General features: G+C 69.6%; 16 protein-coding genes. 7 read left to right on the top strand and 9 right to left on the bottom strand.

Annotated elements, in window-relative coordinates:
• Nucleotides 1-8: 8 nt before the first annotated feature.
• A complete protein-coding gene (locus JI746_RS00810) occupies nt 9-1,172 on the bottom strand; it encodes an ABC transporter substrate-binding protein (RefSeq protein ID WP_236599465.1) in 1,164 nt (387 codons plus the stop codon).
• Between the two features lie 183 nt (nt 1,173-1,355).
• On the opposite strand from JI746_RS00810, the gene JI746_RS00805 reads away from it, so the two are divergent.
• Nucleotides 1,356-1,802 carry a GNAT family N-acetyltransferase gene (locus JI746_RS00805; protein WP_330892748.1) on the top strand — a complete coding sequence of 149 codons (447 nt, stop codon included), beginning with the start codon at nt 1,356-1,358 and terminating at the stop codon, nt 1,800-1,802.
• Nucleotides 1,799-2,209: an RrF2 family transcriptional regulator gene (locus JI746_RS00800; protein ID WP_201686876.1), complete on the top strand. Its 411-nt coding sequence runs from the start codon at nt 1,799-1,801 to the stop codon at nt 2,207-2,209. Before JI746_RS00805 ends, JI746_RS00800 begins: the two co-directional genes overlap by 4 nt.
• A gap of 636 nt (nt 2,210-2,845) precedes the next feature.
• Here JI746_RS00800 and JI746_RS00795 read toward each other — a convergent pair.
• From JI746_RS00795 to JI746_RS00760, 8 genes are read right to left on the bottom strand one after another with little or no spacing between them, the layout of a single operon-like run.
• On the bottom strand, nt 2,846-3,736 hold the full coding sequence (locus JI746_RS00795; RefSeq protein WP_201686875.1) for a thiamine pyrophosphate-dependent enzyme: 891 nt from the start codon (nt 3,734-3,736) through the stop codon (nt 2,846-2,848).
• A gap of 3 nt (nt 3,737-3,739) precedes the next feature.
• Entirely contained in the window at nt 3,740-4,891 is a 1,152-nt protein-coding gene (locus JI746_RS00790) for a transketolase C-terminal domain-containing protein (RefSeq protein WP_201686874.1), read from the bottom strand.
• A complete protein-coding gene (locus JI746_RS00785; protein ID WP_201686873.1) occupies nt 4,888-6,525 on the bottom strand; it encodes an FAD-dependent oxidoreductase in 1,638 nt (545 codons plus the stop codon). Before JI746_RS00785 ends, JI746_RS00790 begins: the two co-directional genes overlap by 4 nt.
• Nucleotides 6,522-7,067 (bottom strand): 2-oxoacid:acceptor oxidoreductase family protein, encoded by a 546-nt coding sequence (locus JI746_RS00780; protein WP_201686872.1) that lies wholly within the window; start codon nt 7,065-7,067, stop codon nt 6,522-6,524. The genes JI746_RS00785 and JI746_RS00780 overlap by 4 nt, the downstream gene beginning before the upstream one ends.
• A gap of 7 nt (nt 7,068-7,074) precedes the next feature.
• Complete coding sequence (locus JI746_RS00775) at nt 7,075-7,485, bottom strand: RidA family protein (RefSeq protein ID WP_201686871.1); 411 nt, start codon at nt 7,483-7,485, stop codon at nt 7,075-7,077.
• A gap of 6 nt (nt 7,486-7,491) precedes the next feature.
• Nucleotides 7,492-8,001: a ferritin family protein gene (locus tag JI746_RS00770; protein ID WP_201686870.1), complete on the bottom strand. Its 510-nt coding sequence runs from the start codon at nt 7,999-8,001 to the stop codon at nt 7,492-7,494.
• Between the two features lie 11 nt (nt 8,002-8,012).
• Nucleotides 8,013-8,867 carry a 2-oxoacid:ferredoxin oxidoreductase subunit beta gene (locus JI746_RS00765; RefSeq protein ID WP_201686869.1) on the bottom strand — a complete coding sequence of 285 codons (855 nt, stop codon included), beginning with the start codon at nt 8,865-8,867 and terminating at the stop codon, nt 8,013-8,015.
• Entirely contained in the window at nt 8,864-10,648 is a 1,785-nt protein-coding gene (locus JI746_RS00760) for a 2-oxoacid:acceptor oxidoreductase subunit alpha (RefSeq protein ID WP_201686868.1), read from the bottom strand. Before JI746_RS00760 ends, JI746_RS00765 begins: the two co-directional genes overlap by 4 nt.
• Nucleotides 10,649-10,843: 195 nt before the next feature.
• On the opposite strand from JI746_RS00760, the gene had reads away from it, so the two are divergent.
• The 5 genes from had (at nt 10,844) to bcrB (ending at nt 16,613) form a co-directional block, all read left to right on the top strand.
• Complete coding sequence (gene had, locus JI746_RS00755) at nt 10,844-11,911, top strand: 6-hydroxycyclohex-1-ene-1-carbonyl-CoA dehydrogenase (RefSeq protein ID WP_201686867.1); 1,068 nt, start codon at nt 10,844-10,846, stop codon at nt 11,909-11,911.
• Nucleotides 11,912-11,935: 24 nt separating this feature from the next.
• Nucleotides 11,936-13,051, top strand: a complete 1,116-nt coding sequence (oah, locus tag JI746_RS00750; RefSeq protein ID WP_201686866.1) for a 6-oxocyclohex-1-ene-1-carbonyl-CoA hydratase — start codon at nt 11,936-11,938, stop codon at nt 13,049-13,051.
• Between the two features lie 247 nt (nt 13,052-13,298).
• On the top strand, nt 13,299-14,066 hold the full coding sequence (locus JI746_RS00745) for a cyclohexa-1,5-dienecarbonyl-CoA hydratase (RefSeq protein WP_201686865.1): 768 nt from the start codon (nt 13,299-13,301) through the stop codon (nt 14,064-14,066).
• Nucleotides 14,067-14,079: 13 nt separating this feature from the next.
• Nucleotides 14,080-15,261 (top strand): benzoyl-CoA reductase subunit C, encoded by a 1,182-nt coding sequence (bcrC, locus tag JI746_RS00740; RefSeq protein ID WP_201686864.1) that lies wholly within the window; start codon nt 14,080-14,082, stop codon nt 15,259-15,261.
• Nucleotides 15,258-16,613 carry a benzoyl-CoA reductase subunit B gene (gene bcrB, locus JI746_RS00735; RefSeq protein ID WP_201686863.1) on the top strand — a complete coding sequence of 452 codons (1,356 nt, stop codon included), beginning with the start codon at nt 15,258-15,260 and terminating at the stop codon, nt 16,611-16,613. Before bcrC ends, bcrB begins: the two co-directional genes overlap by 4 nt.
• The last annotated feature ends 10 nt before the right edge of the window (nt 16,614-16,623 follow it).

Here is a 16,623-nt window from a genome sequence, read left to right as displayed (position 1 = left end):
GCTTCGGCTTACCGGGCCAGCGACCACTTGCCGTCCTTCACCTCCAGCATGCGGAAGGCGGTGAGGTCCAGGCCCATGTGGTCGTTCGCGCTCATGTTGACGACACCGCCGGTGCCGACATAGCCGCGCGTGGCTTCCAGCGCGTCGCGCACCTTGCCCTTGTCGGTGGAGTGGGCCGTCTTCATCGCGCCGATGGCGAGCATCAGGCCGTCGTAGGCATGGCCGCCGAAGGCGGAGACCTCGCTCTTGAACCTGTCCTCGTAGTTCTTGCGGTAGCTGCTCACCACCGGCTTCTGCGGATCGTTGCCCGGCAGGATGTCCGACACCAGCAGCGCCGCGGCGGGCAGGCGCACGCCTTCGGCGGCGGCCCCGGCCAGCTTGATGAACTCGCGCGAGGCGACGCCGTGCGACTGGTACAGCGGCAGCGTGAGGCCGACCTGCCGGTAGTTGCGCGTGACGATCGCCGGGCCCTGGCCGAAGCCGGCGTTGAGCACCGCCTGCGCGCCGCTGCCCTTGATCTTGGTGAGCTGCGCGGTCATGTCGGTGTCGTTGGCGCCGTAGGTCTCGTCGGCCACCAGCTCCACGCCGTACTTGGAGGCGACCTTCACGCACTCGCCGCGCATCGACTTGTCGAAGCCGCCGCTGCCGGAGATCAGCGCCACCTTCGTGAGCTTGCGCGACTGCGTGTCGGCGAAGATCTTCTCGCAGGCCATGCGGTCGGTGTGCGGCGTCTTGAACACCCACTTCTTGGGCGGCTCGACGATCGGCACGGCGCCGGCCAGCGAGATGAAGGGCGTGCCGGACTGCTCCGCCAGCGGCACGGCGGCCATGGTGGTGCCGGTCGTGGAGCCGCCGACGATCACGTCGACCTTGTCCTGCTCGATCAGGCGCTTGGCGAAGGTACGCGCCTTCTCGGCGTCGCCGGCGTCGTCGTAGGAGACGAGCTGCACCTTGCGGCCGAGGATGCCGCCTTCGGCGTTGATGCGCTCCACGTACATCTCGAGCGTCTTGAGTTCCGGGTCGCCCAGGAAGGCGGCGGGGCCGGTCACGGAGAGGAAGGCGCCGATGCGGATCGCCTCCTGTGCCTGCGCGCCGCCGGCGAGCGTGGCGAGTGCCAGCGCCGTGGCAGGAAGCCGCACGGCCGCGGCCCGCATGAACGAGGAATAGCCCATGGTTTGTCTCCTGTGTACGCCCGGCTCGTCAGGTGGCAGGGGTTCGGGCCATTGTGGTAGCCTGATGCCGGAATTCATTGATCTGACACAAGCTTGACAACCGCACCTACCCCGCGCTTACCCTCGGTCCGCCGACCGCGGCCCGCCATTCCGCCGACCTCCGGCGCCGTCACCGTGCGTCCCGTGCGCCGCGGCGACCTCGACCAGGTGATCGCCCTCGACGCGCAGGAAACGGGCCTGGAGAAGCGCGACTACTGGGAGCGCGTGTACAAGCGCTACGGCCGGGCGGTGCGCGGCGAGCAGAGCTGGTTCCTCGTCGCCGTGACGGGCAGCGAGATCGTCGGCTTCGTGATCGGCGAGGTACGCGACTGGGAGTTCGGCTCGCCGCCCTGCGGCTGGCTGTTCGCGATCAACATCGCGCAGCCCGCGCGGGTGGCCGGCATCGGCTCGCGGCTGATGACGTCCTTCTGCGATGCGCTGCGGGCAGCGGGCGTGCGCAAGCTGCGCACCATGCTGTCGCGCGAGAACACGCTGGTGCTCTCGTTCTTCCGCAGCCAGGGGATGATGGCGGCGCCCATCATTCCGCTGGAACTCGACTTGCCGGCGGCGGCTCCGAAGGGGCGTGCATGAAGCTGCAGGTCAACACGCTGCTGGCGCTGTACAGCGTCATGGAATTCGCGGCCGATCCCGAGCGGCACATCCCTGCGTCGGAAATCGCGGAGAAGTACGGCGTGTCCGCGCACCACCTGGCGAAGGTGCTCGCGGAGCTGGCGCGCGCCGGCGTCGTCGCCTCGGTGCGCGGCGTGGGCGGCGGCTATCGCTTCACTGCCAACGTGCGGCGGCTGACCTTGATGGACATCATCCAGCTGTTCGAGGATTTCTCGCCGGTGTCGCACCAGCACGCCGAGACCGGCACGCCGGTGGACCGCGCGATCGGCCAGGTGCTGACCGAAGTCGACCAGATCGCGCGGGCCACGTTCAGTTCGATCACGGTGGCGACGATGTTGCGGCTGGTGGAGCGGCAGGAGCCGCGCTGAGTCTTCGTCATCCTCGCGGAGGCGGGGATCCAGGGGGCGCAATGAGCGCGCTCTCTGGTTTTCCGGGTGCGTCGCGCCGGCCGCTCTCCGGGCGAACAGATGTTGCGAGCATGTCCACGTACGCGAGGCTCACATCGCTGTCGCTGTGTAGCCTCGCTGTGCCGGCAGGCCCGATTTTCCGGGCATCACCAACGCGGTCCCGCACCGTGCGCCGGCCGTCGCGACGTTCGGCCGTGTCGTCGTTGGCGTGACAAGAGCCGGCGGGAGTTCGACGCACAGCGCTTCGCGCTCTCTGGGTTCCCGCCTGCGCGGGAATGACGGCGCGGAGGATCTTCACGGCTGAACGTCGCGGCAGGCGGTGCGCGGGGCGGGACCGCGTTGGTGGAGCCCGAAAGACCGGGTCCGCCGCCGCAGCGAGGCTACGGAGCGATAGCGAACCGAGCCTCGCGTATGTTTCTAGCTCCCGGCGCCTTGTTCGAGCGTAGCGATTGCACGCGCGCGTGCAATCGCGCAGCGAGTTGTGCGGGGCGGCGGCGGGACCGGTCTTTCGGGGTCGTCCGCGCGCGAAGCCGCGGACCGAACACCGTCGCGGGCACGCACCGCGCACCGCCTGCCGCGACGCCCCCGGAACACGAATCAGGGCAGAGCCGGCACATCCTCCGGCTGAATCAATCGCATCAACCACGCCCACCCCTGATCCACCTCCGACTGCAAAGAGTCAACATCCGAAGCAGACAAACCCCGATACCGCTTCTGCAACGCAAGATACTCCGCAACGCGGCGCGGCCTCAGCGAATAGTTCAACGTATACCGCGTCCCATCCTCCACCTCGTACAACGGGAACGCGCCGCACTCCACCGCATACCGTGCCGCCTCCATGCCGCCGCTGTCCTCCAGTCCCCAGCCTTCGATGCACGGGACCAGCAGCGTGAGGATGCGGAAGCCGCGGATCGCCTTCGCCCTTTCGATCTTGCGCAGCATGTCGGGCAGGAAGCCGACGCTGGCGGTTGCCGCGTACGGCACGCCGTGCGCCGCCATGATGCCGGTCAGGTTCTTCTTGCGCGTGGGCTTGCCCTCCGGGGTCGAACTGGTGCGGGCGAAATGCGGCGTCGAGGACGACTTCTGGGCGCCCGTGTTCATGTAGCCCTCGTTGTCCAGGCACACATACAGCATGTCCTCGTTGCGCTCGGCCGCCGACGACAGGCATTGCAGGCCGATGTCGTAGGTGCCGCCGTCGCCGGCCAGCACCAGCACCTGCGTCTGGCCGCGGCCCTGGGCATCGAGCGCGCGGCGCAGTCCCGAGGCGGCGGCGGCGCTGGCCTCCAGCGTGGGCTGGTACACCGGGATGCGCAGCGAGCTGTAAGGCTGCGGGCCCGCGATGATCGCCATGCAGGAGGGCGGGATCACCGCCATCGTGTCCGGGCCCATGCGGGCCAGCACGTGGCGGGCGGAGAGCGCTTCCATGCAGCCGGGGCAGGCGGCATGGCCGGAACACAGCATGGGGTCGCGGCGGTCGAGTGTTTCCATGATTCAGCCCCAGGTGGATTCCGGCTGCGGCGCGTTCTGCAGCGCCGAAGCTACCAGCTCGCGGATGTGCCGCGCCTGCACGTCGACGCCGCCCACGCCGGTGAGCACGCCGTGCACGCGCGGCGCATTCGGCAGGCCGTACAAGGCGCCCCGCAGCTCGTGGTGCAGGATGCCGCCCAGCCCGGGCGAGTGGTTGCGATCGAGCACCAGCACGTCGGGCACGCCCGCCAGCGCGATGCGCAAGGCCTGCTGCGGCAGGGGCCGGAACAGGCGCAGCTTCAGCAGCCCCGCGGCGACGCCTTCGCAGCGCAAGGCATCGATCGCCTCGCGCGCCGTGCCGCACATGCTGCCCAATGCGACCACCACGATGCGCGCGTCGTCGCAGCGGTAGCGCTCCAGCAGGCCGTAGCTGCGCCCGGTCAGCTCGCTCCACGCGCGATCGGCCTCCTGCGCCACCTCGAGCGTGCGGCCCATCGCCTCCTGGATAGCCTGCCGGTGCCGCTGGTACATCTCCGGCGTGACGACGTTGCCCCAGGCCGCAGGCGCGTCGGTGTCCAGGTGCCGCACGCGCTCGCAGCCGGCCAGGTAGCGGTCGGCCGTCTCCTGCGCGGGCACATGCACCGGCTCCAGCGCATGCGAGACGTAGAACGCATCGTGGCTCACCATCACGGGCAGCTGCACCGTCTCCGCGACGCGGAAGGCCTGCAGCACGGTGTCGAGCGACTCCTGCGGACTTTCGCTGTAGAACTGGATCCAGCCCGTGTCGCGCTGCGCCAGGCTGTCGGTCTCGTCGGGCCAGAAGGCCCAGGGCGATGCGACCGTGCGGTTGACGTTGCACATCACGATCGGTGCGCGGGCCCCGCTCGCGTAATGCAGCACCTCGTGCATCAGCAGCAGGCCCTGCGAGGCTGTGGCGGTGAACACCCGCGCGCCGGCCAGCGCCGCGGGGATGCACGCCGCCAGCACCGAATGCTCGGACTCGGGCGTGAGGATCTGGGCCTGCATCGCGCCGCTGGCGTGGAACTCGGTGATCTGCTCCAGGATCGGCGTCTGGGGCGTGATCGGATACACCGGGACCACCTCCGGCCGCGCGAGCCGCGCAGCCCAGGCGACGGCATGGTTGCCGTTCAGGAGCAGCGTCTGGCCGTCGCTCATCGCAGTTCCTCCTTCAGGATCATGGAGCCCGTCGGGCACTCGCGCACGCACAGGCCGCAGCCCTTGCAGTAGTCCGCCAGGACCGAATAGCCCTCCGGGCCGTGCGCCACGGCGAGGTCGGGGCAGAACTGGAAGCAGTTGTCGCAGCTCGTGCAGCTGCCGCAGGAAAAGCAACGCGAGGCTTCGGCCTGCACTTCGTCGGGGGACAGCGCGACCTGGACTTCCTCGCCGCTGGCGAGGCGCTCCGCGACCGCGACTCGCCGCTGCTCCGGGCGCTTGTGCTTCGGGTAGTACCAGGTGGCGATCTCGTCCAGCCCTGGCGGCGTGACGACCGGTGCCGCACTGCGTTCGACGCCGCGCAAGGCCCGGTCGATGTCGATCGCCGCCCGCTTGCCCATGCCGACGGCCTCGCTGAAGAAGCGCGCCATGCTGGCCAGGTCGCCGCCCGCCCAGACGCCGGGCAGCGAGCTCGCCTGCCGCGCATCGACCTGCAGCAGGCCGCCGCTGGTGGCTGCGGTCGGAAACAGGGACAGCTCCGCATCCTGGCCGATGGCCGTCAGCACGGCATCGGCTGCAAGCGTGAAGCCGGCCTCGACGACGTCGATGCGCGGCGCCGCGCCGGCTGCGCCGGGCTGGAAGCGCACATGCACGCAGTCCAGCGTGAGCGGCCCATCGCCGCTGACGCCCTGCAGCATCGCGCCGTCGCACAGCACCACGCCTTCTTCCAGCGCCTCCTGCACTTCCTCGCGCTGCGCCGGCAAGGCGGCGCGTGCTTCCAGCGCCAGCACCGTGACATCGCAGCCGTTGCGACGCGCGCTGCGCGCCACGTCCATGGCGCTGCTGCCGCCGCCGATCACGACCACGCGCCGGCCGATCTGCGGCACGTCGCCGGCGGCGCAGCGGGCCAGGTACTCGGCGCCCTGCATCGACCAGGGCGCCTCCGGGGGCAACTGCGGCAGGACCTTGGGCCGGGCGGCGCCGAGCGCGAGGTAGACGACGTCATGTTCTGCGCGCAGCCGTTCCAGGTCCGCGGCGGTCTGCAGCGCCGCGCCGAGGTGCAGCGCCACCCCGAGCTCGAGGATGCGGGCGATCTCCGCGTTGAGCACATGGCGCGGCAGCCGATACGACGGGATCCCGTAGCGCAGCAAGCCGCCGAGGCGGGGCTTGGCCTCGTACAGGCTCACGCGCCAGCCGCGCCGGCGCAACTGGTAGGCGGCCGAGAGCCCCGAGGGACCGCCGCCGACGACGGCGACGTGCGCCTCCTGTTCCGCGGCTGGCGGCGCGTACGCCCATCCGGCCGCGATGGCCGCGTCGCCCACCGCCCGCTCCAGGCGGCAGACCGAGACGGCTTCGTCGTAGCCGGCGCGGTTGCACGAGGTCTCGCAAGGGTGATGGCAGATGCGGCCGGCCACCGCAGGGAAAGGATTGTTGAGGGTCAGCACCTCCCAGGCGCGCCGCAGGTCGCCCGTGCGGGCGTGGCCTATCCATTCGGCGATATGGCCGTTCACGGGGCAGGCCTGGTGGCACGGCGAGGGCCGCGCCACGTGCTGCGGCAGTGCGGCGCGCCAGGTGCCGGTCTTGAAGACCTCGGTGGTGCCGGTGGTCCAGGCGGTCGGGGGCAGGGGGATGTTCATGTGGGCACCTCCTCGGCGCCGGCCGCTGCGTAGCCGAGCAGGCAGGCCGCGGCGTTGTCCTCGCCCTGCCGGCCCTCGCGCAGCAGGCCGCGCAGGACCTCCAGGCCCGGTGATCCGATGGCCCGCGCCAGCGCGCCGAGCAGGGCGGAGTTCACGATCCGCCCCAGGCCCTGCGAGCGCGCGATCGCGATCGCATCCACCGGCAGCACGCGGTAGGCGGGCAGGTTCTCGCGCCATTCCGCCACGGTGTGCACGGAGTTCACCACGATCAGCGTGTCGGGCCGCGCGCGCGACAGCAGCGGCGGCTGCAGCAGGCTGGCGTCGAAGCACAGGATTGCATCGGCCTTCTCGATGTCGCAGCGCAGCCGGATCGGGTGGTCGTCGACGCGGATGTAGGAGCTCACGGGCGTGCCGCGCCGGGCGCCGCCGTAGCTGGCGAAGGCCTGCACCTGCTGGCCGTCGGCGAAGAAGGCGCGCGCCAGCAGGTTGCCGGCGGTCTGGGCGCCCTGGCCCCCGCGGCCCTGGATCACGATCTGCAGCATGGAAGCCTCACGGATTGGCGGGTTCACTCGGAAGGACCGCCGTCGCTTCCAGCTCGATGACGGCGGGGTGGTCCAGCAGGTCGGCCACGAAGATCATGCTCATGGCGGGGTAGTGCCGCCCCATGCGCTCGCGCCAGATCGCACCCAGCTCCTTGCGCGCGACGAGGTAGCGGGTGCGGTCGCAGCAGAACGCCGTGATGCGGCAGATGTGCTCGGGCCGGCCCCCCGCCTCGCGCAGGATGGCGAGGATGTTGTCCAGCGCCTGCGCGAACTGCGGCGCGATGTCGGCGGAATGGAAGCGCTGCTGGGCGTCCCATCCCACCTGGCCGGCCAAGAAAACGATGCGGCCGGCGCGCACTTCGATGCCGTTGGCGTAGCCCTGCGGCGGCGCCCAGCCCTCGGGCAGCAGTGTCTTCATCGCGCTTCAGTGCGGATAGCGCGGCGGGTCGGGATCCTCGTCCCAGCCGGCCGGCGGCTCGGGCACGCGCTCCAGCCACTCCTCCAGCAGCGTGATGTGTTCGCGCTCGTCGGCCTGCAGCTGCCGCGCGGCATGGCGCAGCTCGTCGGCCTCGCAGCGCTGCGCCAGCTCCTGGTAGAAGTCGTGCGCGCGCTGCTCCGCCTGCAGCGCGATGCGCAAGGCGTGCCACGGGTGCATCAGGTAGTGCGTGTCCTCGTATGAAGGCGCGTTCGGCGCATCGGGCGGCAGCTGCGGTTGCGGCGCCCGCGTCCAGCCCATGGTGCGCAGGATCTCGGTGGCGTGCAGCGCCTCCTGGCTGGCGAGGCGCCGGAACAGCGCGGCCACCTCCTGGTTGTTGTGCGTGGCCAGCACGTCGGCCAGTTCGCCGTAGCGATCGACGGCCTCGCGCTCCAGCGCATAGGCCTGCGCCATCAGCTCCGACAGGTCGCGTGGAGCGGGCGCGGAATGGATCTTCATGTGGGACTCCCTCAAAGTGCAAACGCGGATTCCATCTCCTGCAGCGAGCGCGTCGGCGCGCCCGGGCCACCGCTGTAGGGCGCCCGGTGGCCCGCGTAGAGCACGCCGATGTTGAAGCCGTCGTCGGTCATGATCCGCTTGGCGGCGCGCGCGGCGTCGTCGGTCGGGCCGACGGGCGCGGCGTGGGTCAGGTTCTTCCACTCCTTCTGCTCGGGGCGGAAGGTCACGCAGGGGCTGAGGATCTCGATGAAGGAGAAGCCCGGGTGGCGGATGCCGGCCGCGATGATCTCCGCCGTCGTGTTCTGGTCGCCGGCGAAGGCGCGGGCCACGAAGTTGGCGCCGGCGGCCAGCGCGATCACCAGCGGATGGAAGGCGCGCACCCGCGTGCCGCCGGGGGACAGCTTGTTGTCCCAGTCCGGTTCGGTGGTCGGCGAGGCCTGGCCCTTGGTCATGCCGTACACGTGGTTGTCCATCACGATGTAGGTCAGGTCCACGTTGCGGCGGCAGGCGTGCAGGAAGTGGTTGCCGCCGATGGAGTAGCCGTCGCCGTCGCCGCTGGCCACCAGCACGGTCAGGTCCGGGCGCGCGACCTTCAGGCCCGTGGCCGCGGCCAGCGAGCGCCCGTGCACGCCGTGGAAGCCGTAGCAGGAGGTGTAGGCGGGAATGCGCGAGGAGCAGCCGATGCCGGACACCACGGCCACCTCGTGCGGCGGCCGCTGCACCAGGGCAAGCGCCTTGGTCACCGCGTTGAGCACGGTGTAGTCGCCGCAGCCCGGGCACCAGATCGGCTTGGTCGCGGACTTGTAGTTCAAGGGCGTGTAGGGCTCGGCCGCGGCGAGTCCCGGGGGATGGCTCATGTCGTTCATCGGGTCTCCTCCTTGGCTTGGGCCCATGCGAGCAGGGCGCTGCAGATGTCGGCCGGCCGCAGCGGCAGCGGCCCCGGCCGGTGGAAGCCGGCGGGCCGGCCCGGCAGGTCCGCCACGCCGCGCAGGTAGCGCAGCAACTGGCCTTCGTGGTTCTGTTCGACCACCATGACCTGTTGCACGCCTTCGAGCGCCTGCGCCATCGCTGCCGCCTGCAGCGGCGCGATCAGGCGCAGCACGACCAGGCGCACGGGCACGCCCTGCGCCGCGGCGCGCTTCACGGCTTCGCGCGCCGGGCCGGCGGCGGAACCGAAGGTGATCACGGCGCAGGGCCCGTCGCCTTCGATGTCGGCCCAGCGGCTGCCGTAGTCGTGCTGCAGCAGCTTGCGCGAGCGCTTGTCCAGCTGGCGGGCGTGGTCTGCCGCCTGGCTGCTCGGAACGCCCGTCTCCGTGTGTTCCAGGCCGTCGGCGGTGTAGGTGTTGCCCGGTGTGCCGGGGATCGCCATCGGCGAGACGCCGCTGGGCGTGTCCTGGTACCGCTGGTAGCTGGGCGTGTCGGCCGGCGCGAGCAGGCGCTTGCCGCCCGGTTCGGGCAGCCGCGGTGGATCGACGATGGCGCGCGACTGGCCCATGAACTGGTCGGACAGCAGCAGCGCCGGCGACTGCAGCACCTCCGCGAGTTCCACCGCCCACTGCGTGGTCGCGATGCAGTCCGAGATCGAGCTCGGCGCCAGCACGAGCCGCGGCGCATCGCCGTGCAGGCCGCCGACGGCGAACGAGAGGTCGCTCTGCTCGCTCTTGGCCGGGATGCCGGTGGAGGGGCCGCCGCGCATCACGTCGACCACCACGATCGGTACCTCGGCCGCCACGGCCAGGCCGATGCCTTCGGTCATGAGAGACAGGCCGGGACCGGCGGTCGCCGTCAGCGAAGGCACGCCGCCGAAGGAGGAGCCGATGATCATGTTGATCGAGGCGAGTTCGTCCTCGGCCTGCAGCAGCGAGCCGCCGGCCTGCACCAGCGCGGGCGCCATCCACTCCAGCATCTCGGTGGCCGGCGTGATCGGGTAGGCGGCCACGAAGCGCACGCCACCGCGGATCGCGCCATAGCCGGCGCCTTCGTTGCCGCTCACCAGCCAGCGCCGGCCTGGCTCCGGTGCCATGCTGCGCGCCGCCGGTGCATGCTCGCCGGCGGCGGCCATGCCTTCGCGCAGCGCCCGGAAGTTCACCTGCAGGGCTTCCTCGCCGCGCGTCCAGCCCTGGCGCACGGCCGCTTCCAGCGCCTCGACCGGCAAGCCTGCGAGCGCGCCGGTGATGCCCAGGGCCAGCATGTTGATCCAGCTGCCGCTGGCCTTGGCCATCTTCTTGAGCGGCAGCGAAAGAACGCGGGCGCCGCTGGCGGCGAACGCCGCCGGGATCTCGCCGCCGTCGGCGTCGCACACCAGCAGTCCGCCTTGCCGCAGCGGAATCTCGTCGGCGAAGCGGTGCACGTTCTGCCAGTCGATGGCCAGCATCACGTCGAAGGCATCGTCCAGCGACTCGAGCTGCGTGGTCGCGAGCCGCACCAGCGCGGCTGCCTCGCCGCCGCGGATCTGCGGGCCCATGGTCTTGACCATCAGGCCGTAGATGCCGCTGCGCGCCGCCGCTTCGAGCAGCCAGTTGCCGGCGCTCATCACGCCGCTGCCGCCGCTGCCGGCGATCGCGAACGAGATGCTCTCGAGTGCGGTGGAAGGAAATGGGGGTGCCGCGGAGCGCGGCCGTGATTCGCTCGCCAGGGATGCATCCACGCTGTTGTCTCCTCGTGTCGCTATGGAAGCGAGTAAACGTTCAGGGCCGCGGCGGGACCTTGAACCAGATCAAGGTTTTGCTCGGTCGCGGCACCCAGAATGCGTTAAATCAGCATTCGGGTACCTGTTTACCGTTTGCTGCGCGGCGCCCGCCGCGAAACCCGCGGGTAAACCCGAATGCGAGGAGACAGAAAGATGAGCATCGATGCGTACCGCTGGCTGATGACGGCACCGCAGGAACCGATGGTGAAACGCGAGTTCCTCGCGTCCGCCGGGCCGGGTGAAGTGGTGGTGGAGGTGGCCGGCTGCGGCGTGTGCCACACCGACCTGGGCTACTACTACGACGGCGTGCGGACCAACCAGCCGCTGCCGCTGGCGCTCGGGCACGAGATCAGCGGCTACGTGGTGGAGACCGGCCCCGGCGCCTCATCGTGGAAGGGCAAGGCGGTGATCGTCCCGGCCGTGCTGCCCTGCGGCGAATGCGACCTGTGCCAGCGCGGGCTCACCACGATCTGCCGGGCGCAGAAGATGCCCGGCAACGACATCGAGGGCGGCTTCGCTTCGCACATCGTGGTGCCGGCGCGCGGGCTGTGCCTGGTCGACGAGCAGCGGCTCGCCAAGGCGGGACTGCAGTTGTGGCAGGTCTCCGTGGTGGCCGATGCGCTGACCACGCCCTACCAGGCCGTGCGCCGTGCCGGCGTCACGCCCGGCAGCGTCGCGGTGGTGATCGGCGCCGGCGGTGTCGGCGGCTACTGCGTGCAGGTGGCGAATGCCTTCGGTGCCAAGGTGCTGGCGATCGACGTCGACGACCGCAAGCTCGAGGCGATCGCGCAATACGGCGCCGCGAAGACCCTCAACAGCCGCGGCCTCGATGCCAAGCAGATCAAGCAGGCGGCGCAGGCCTTCGCCAAGGAGCAGGGCCTGCGTTCCACCGAGTGGTTCATCTTCGAGTGCTCCGGCACGCCGGCCGGCCAGCAGACCGCGTGGAACCTGCTGGTGCACGGAGCGACGCTCAGCGTGGTCGGCTTCACGATGGACAAGGTCGACGTGCGCCTGTCCAACCTCATGGCCTACGACGCGCGCGCCATCGGCAACTGGGGCTGCCCGCCGGAGCAGTACCCCGCCGCGCTCGAACTGGTCCTGGACGGCAAGGTGCAGGTCGCGCCTTTCGTCGAGCCGCATCCGCTCGCCGACATCAATTCCATTTTCGCGGCGGTGCATCGCCACGAGATCCGCGCCCGCGTGGTGCTGCAGCCCCGCTGAAACGAACCGAGAGGAGACAGACGAATGAACGCACCCGCCACGCCCATGCTGGAGTTCAAGAACCACGACCTGGCGCCGCAGCCGAAGACGCCCGGCGTGCGCTACGAGAAGCGGCCGGCGCGCAAGCCGGACGGCTCCGTGGCGCCCGGCCTGTTCAACGCCTGGATCACGCTGGACAACCCGGCGCAGTACAACTCGTACACGACCGACATGGTCAAGGCCGTGATCCTCGCGTTCAAGGCGGCCTCGAACGCGCGCGACGTCAACTGCATCGTCTTCACGGGTGCCGGCGACAAGGCCTTCTGCACCGGCGGCAACACCAAGGAATACGCCGAGTACTACGCCGGCCAGCCGCAGGAATACCGGCAGTACATGCGCCTGTTCAACGACATGGTCAGCACCATCCTGGCGGCCGACAAGCCGGTGATCTGCCGCGTGAACGGCATGCGCATCGGCGGCGGCCAGGAGATCGGCATGGCCTGCGACTTCACCGTGGCGCAGGACCTGGCGAAGTTCGGGCAGGCGGGTCCCAAGCACGGATCGGCGCCCATCGGCGGCGCGACCGACTTCCTGCCGGTGATCGTCGGCGCGGAGCGGGCGATGGCCGCCTGCGTGCTGTGCGAACCCTTCTCGGCGCACAAGGCCTACCAGATGGGGATGATCACCGACGTCGTGCCGGCGCTGAAGGTGGACGGCAAGTTCGTCGCCAATCCGCTGGTGGAAACGCAGCGCATGGTCGACGACTACGGCCGCAACGCGTTCGGCGAGTTCAAGGGCGGCGATGCGGCGAAGGAAGGCAAGGCGCTGCTGGCGCGCGGCGAGGTGGACCTGTCGCTGCTCGATGCGAAGGTGGAGGAGCTGTGCGCCAAGATCCTCATGACCTTCCCCGAGTGCACGCTCAAGACGATCGAGGAACTGCGCAAGCCCAAGCTCGCGGCCTGGAACGCCAACAAGGAAGACGCGCGCGACTGGCTGGCGCTGAACATGATGACCGAGGCGCGCTCGGGCTTCACCGCGTTCAACGAAGGGCCCAAGGACGACCGCGAGGTCGACTTCGTGCTGCTGCGGCAGAAGCTGGCGGCGGGGCAGAGCTGGGTCGGGGCGCTGCACGACGAGATCCAGCCGAAGGGGAAGAAGTGAGGACCGGATGCGTGGGCGCGGACCGGCTCGTCACCTCCGCGCTTCTCGTCACACCCGCCCTTCTCGGCACCCCCGCGCTTCTCGTCACCCCCGCGCAGGCGGGGGCCCAGGGCACGCGCGCAGCGCGTGAAATGCGGAAGCCCTGGGTTCCCGCCTTCGCGGGAATGACGAAGGGGGGCGCGGGAATGACGGAATGGCGCGCCGGAATGACGCAGTCGCCCGCCGGATTGGCGCAATAGGAGCCCGCATGGAAACCCCCCTCAAAGCCTGGCTCGAAAAGGACGGCGCCCTGCTGCGCCTGCGCCTCTCCCGCCCGAAGGCCAACCTCGTCGACGCCGCCATGATCGCGGCGCTGCATGCGGCGCTCGGACAGTACCGGCGCCACGTGATGCTGCGCGGCGTCCTCGTCGATGCCGAAGGCCCGCACTTCTCCTTCGGCGCCAGCGTCGAGGAGCACCTGCCCGCGCAGTGCGCCACGATGCTGGCCTCCCTGCACGCGCTGCTGCTGGAGATGCTCGAATTCCCGGTGCCGGTGATGGTGGCGGTGCAAGGCCAGTGCCTGGGCGGCGGGCTCGAACTGGCGCTCGCCTGCGGCCGCATCTTCGCCGCGCCGAACGCGCAGTTCGGCCAGCCCGAGATCAAGCTGGGGGTCTTCGCCCCCGCCGCTTCGGCGCTGCTGCCCTACCGCGTCAACCAGCCGGACGCCGAGGACCTGCTGCTCACCGGCCGCTCCATCGCCGCCGACGAAGCGCTGCGCATGGGCCTGGTGCAGCAGCTCGCGGAGGACCCCGCTGCCGCCGCGGTCGGCTGGTTCGACCAGCACCTCGTGGGCAGGAGCGCAGCCGCGCTCGCCTGCGCCACCGTCGCCGCGCGCGGCGTGATGCAAAGGCAGGTGCGCGAGCGCCTCGCCGAACTCGAACGGCTCTACCTCGAATGGCTCATGCGCACGCACGACGCCAACGAAGGCCTGGCGGCCTTCCTCGAAAAGCGCCAGCCCGCCTGGACCCACCAATGAAGGAGTGCCCGCGATGAACGCAGTTTCCCCTGTGCAGGCCATCGTCGAGCGCTGCCAGGCGCTGTTCGATGACCTCGACTTCAACGCCGTCAAGGACTGGAAGGCCGCCGAGCCGGGCCGCAAGGCGATCGGCTACATGCCCTGGTACGTGCCGCGCGAACTGGTGCACGCCGCCGGCATGCTGCCGGTCGGCGTCCTGGGCGGCGGCGACAGCCTGGAGGTGATCCAGGGCGACGCCTACTACCAGAGCTACATCTGCCGCATCCCGCGCTCCACCATCGAGCTGGGGCTCACCGGCCGGCTCGACTGCCTGGACGGCATGCTGTTCCCCTCCATCTGCGACGTGATCCGCAACCTCTCGGGCATGTGGCAGATCCTGTTCCCGGACAAGTACGTCAAGTACTTCGACGTGCCGCAGAACTACCAGGACAACGTGGGCGGCAAGTTCTACATCCACGAGATGCAGGCCTTGCGCGAGGACCTCGGCAAGCTGCGCGGAAGCCCGATCACCGACGACGAGATCAACGCCTCGATCCGCGTCTACAACGACAACCGCGCCGCGGTGCGCGAGCTCTATGCCTACCGCGCCATGCAGCCGCAGCAGGCCCCGACTTCCGAGGTCTACCTGCTGCTGCGCGCCGGCATGGTGTTGCCGCCCGAGGAGCACACCGAACTGCTGCGCGAATACATCCGCGAGACCGAGAAGATCCCGCGCCCGAAACGCGACAACGCGCGGGTCGTGGTGACCGGCTCCTTCTGCGAGCAGCCGCCGCTCGCGCTGATCAAGTCGCTGGAGATGGCCGGCTGCTACGTCGTCGACGATGACTACATGCTGGTCACGCGCTGGCTGCTGGACGAAGTGCCGGCCGACGCCGACCCGTTGGAGGAACTGTCCAAGGCCTTCCTGCACCGCTCCGCGTCGATGGCCGCCAAATACGACGCCACCCGCGCGGAGAAGGGCGTGTTCCTCCTCAAGCAGGTGAAGACCCGCGGCGCCGAAGGCGTGATCTTCGCCGCCCCTTCCTTCTGCGACCCGGCGCTGCTCGAGCGGCCCATGCTGCAGGACGTGCTGGCCAAGGCGAAGGTCCCGTACACCGCCTTCAAGTACGCCGAGAACACCGGGCAGATGGCCCCCATCCGCGAGCAGGCCGGCACCTTCGCCGATTCGATCAAGCTCTGGAGCGACGCAGCGTGAACGACACCGTGATCCCCATCCCGGCTTCGAAGAAGCCCAAGCCCGTCGCCATCAAGGACGACGCGATGAATCTCCAGAAGGAGATGATCAACCGCAACTACATGGAGCTGGCGACGGCCCGCGCCAACAACAAGAAGGTGGCCGCCACCTTCGTGCCGGGGAACCTGAACGAGCTCCTCATGTGCTTCGACATGGCGCGGAGTCTCCCGGAGACCAACGCGCTGCAGAACGGCATGCGCAAGAAGTCCGGCAAGTTCATCATGGACGCCGAGCGCGACGGCCACTCCGAGGACGTCTGCACCTACGTGAAGGCGGACCTGGGGATGATGCTCGGCGGCGAGGTCGGCCCCACCGGCGATCCGCTGCCCACGCCCGACGTGCTGCTGCTCTCGTACACCGGCTGCTTCACCTTCATGAAGTGGTTCGAGCTGATCCGCCACAAGTACAACGTGCCCACGCTGATGCTGCACGTGCCGTACCAGGGCTCCGGCCGCATCGACCCCAACATGCGTGACTACGTGGTGCGCCAGCTGAAGGAAACCGTGATCCCGGGGCTGGAACAGATCTCGGGCGTGAAGTTCGACATCGACCGCCTGCGCGAGTACATGAAGGAGTCGGTCAAGGCGGAGAACGACCTGGTCGCGGTGCTGCAATCGGCGAAGAACCGCCCCTCGCCCATCGACGGCTACTTCGGGGCGGTGTACTACATCGGCCCGATCTTCACCGCCTTCCGCGGCACCCCCGAAGCCACGGAGTACTACCGCGTGCTGCGCGCCGAGATCGAGGAGCGCATCCGCCTGGGCAAGGGCCCGGTCACGCCCGAGGGCGACATGGGCGAGGAGAAGTACCGGCTGATCGTCGAAGGCCCGCCCAACTGGACGAGCTTCCGCGATTTCTGGAAGATGTTCTACGACGAGGGCGCGGTGGTCTGCTCCTCCACCTATGCCAAGGTCGGCGGGCTGTACGACTTCGGCTTCCGCCACGACCCGGACCATCCGCTGGAATCGCTGGCCGACTACGCGCTGGGCTGCTACACCAACCTGAACCTGCCGTCGCGGATCGACATGATCTGCAAGTACATCGAGGAGTACCAGGCCGATGGCCTGCTGATCAACTCGATCAAGAGCTGCAATAGCTTCTCCGCCGGGCAACTGCTGATCCTGCGTGAAGTCGAGAAGCGCACCGGCAAGCCCGCCGCCTTCATCGAGACCGACCTGGTCGATCCGCGCTACTTCTCCGCGGCCAACGTCAAGAACCGGCTGGAGAGCTACTTCCAGATGGTCAAGCAGAAGCGCACCACCGGGATCGGGGAGGGCGTGCGCCCGGTCATCCCGCTGCACGCGGTGCAATAAAGGAGACGGA

Origin of the sequence: Ramlibacter alkalitolerans (assembly GCF_016722765.1) — a bacterium.
Classification (GTDB): Bacteria; Pseudomonadota; Gammaproteobacteria; order Burkholderiales; family Burkholderiaceae_C; genus Ramlibacter; species Ramlibacter alkalitolerans.
Note: the sequence above shows the minus strand (reverse complement) of the source record. Positions and strands in the feature narration are given on the sequence as shown.

Excerpts from the sequence above, each read along its gene's own strand:
- JI746_RS00810 (WP_236599465.1), bottom strand. The coding sequence starts at position 1,172 with ATGGGCTATTCCTCGTTCATGCGGGCCGCGGCCGTGCGGCTTCCTGCC.
- JI746_RS00800 (WP_201686876.1), top strand. The coding sequence starts at position 1,799 with ATGAAGCTGCAGGTCAACACGCTGCTGGCGCTGTACAGCGTCATGGAA.
- JI746_RS00795 (WP_201686875.1), bottom strand. The coding sequence starts at position 3,736 with ATGGAAACACTCGACCGCCGCGACCCCATGCTGTGTTCCGGCCATGCC.
- JI746_RS00790 (WP_201686874.1), bottom strand. The coding sequence starts at position 4,891 with ATGAGCGACGGCCAGACGCTGCTCCTGAACGGCAACCATGCCGTCGCC.
- JI746_RS00785 (WP_201686873.1), bottom strand. The coding sequence starts at position 6,525 with ATGAACATCCCCCTGCCCCCGACCGCCTGGACCACCGGCACCACCGAG.
- JI746_RS00780 (WP_201686872.1), bottom strand. The coding sequence starts at position 7,067 with ATGCTGCAGATCGTGATCCAGGGCCGCGGGGGCCAGGGCGCCCAGACC.
- JI746_RS00775 (WP_201686871.1), bottom strand. The coding sequence starts at position 7,485 with ATGAAGACACTGCTGCCCGAGGGCTGGGCGCCGCCGCAGGGCTACGCC.
- JI746_RS00770 (WP_201686870.1), bottom strand. The coding sequence starts at position 8,001 with ATGAAGATCCATTCCGCGCCCGCTCCACGCGACCTGTCGGAGCTGATG.
- JI746_RS00765 (WP_201686869.1), bottom strand. The coding sequence starts at position 8,867 with ATGAACGACATGAGCCATCCCCCGGGACTCGCCGCGGCCGAGCCCTAC.
- had (WP_201686867.1), top strand. The coding sequence starts at position 10,844 with ATGAGCATCGATGCGTACCGCTGGCTGATGACGGCACCGCAGGAACCG.
- oah (WP_201686866.1), top strand. The coding sequence starts at position 11,936 with ATGAACGCACCCGCCACGCCCATGCTGGAGTTCAAGAACCACGACCTG.
- JI746_RS00745 (WP_201686865.1), top strand. The coding sequence starts at position 13,299 with ATGGAAACCCCCCTCAAAGCCTGGCTCGAAAAGGACGGCGCCCTGCTG.
- bcrC (WP_201686864.1), top strand. The coding sequence starts at position 14,080 with ATGAACGCAGTTTCCCCTGTGCAGGCCATCGTCGAGCGCTGCCAGGCG.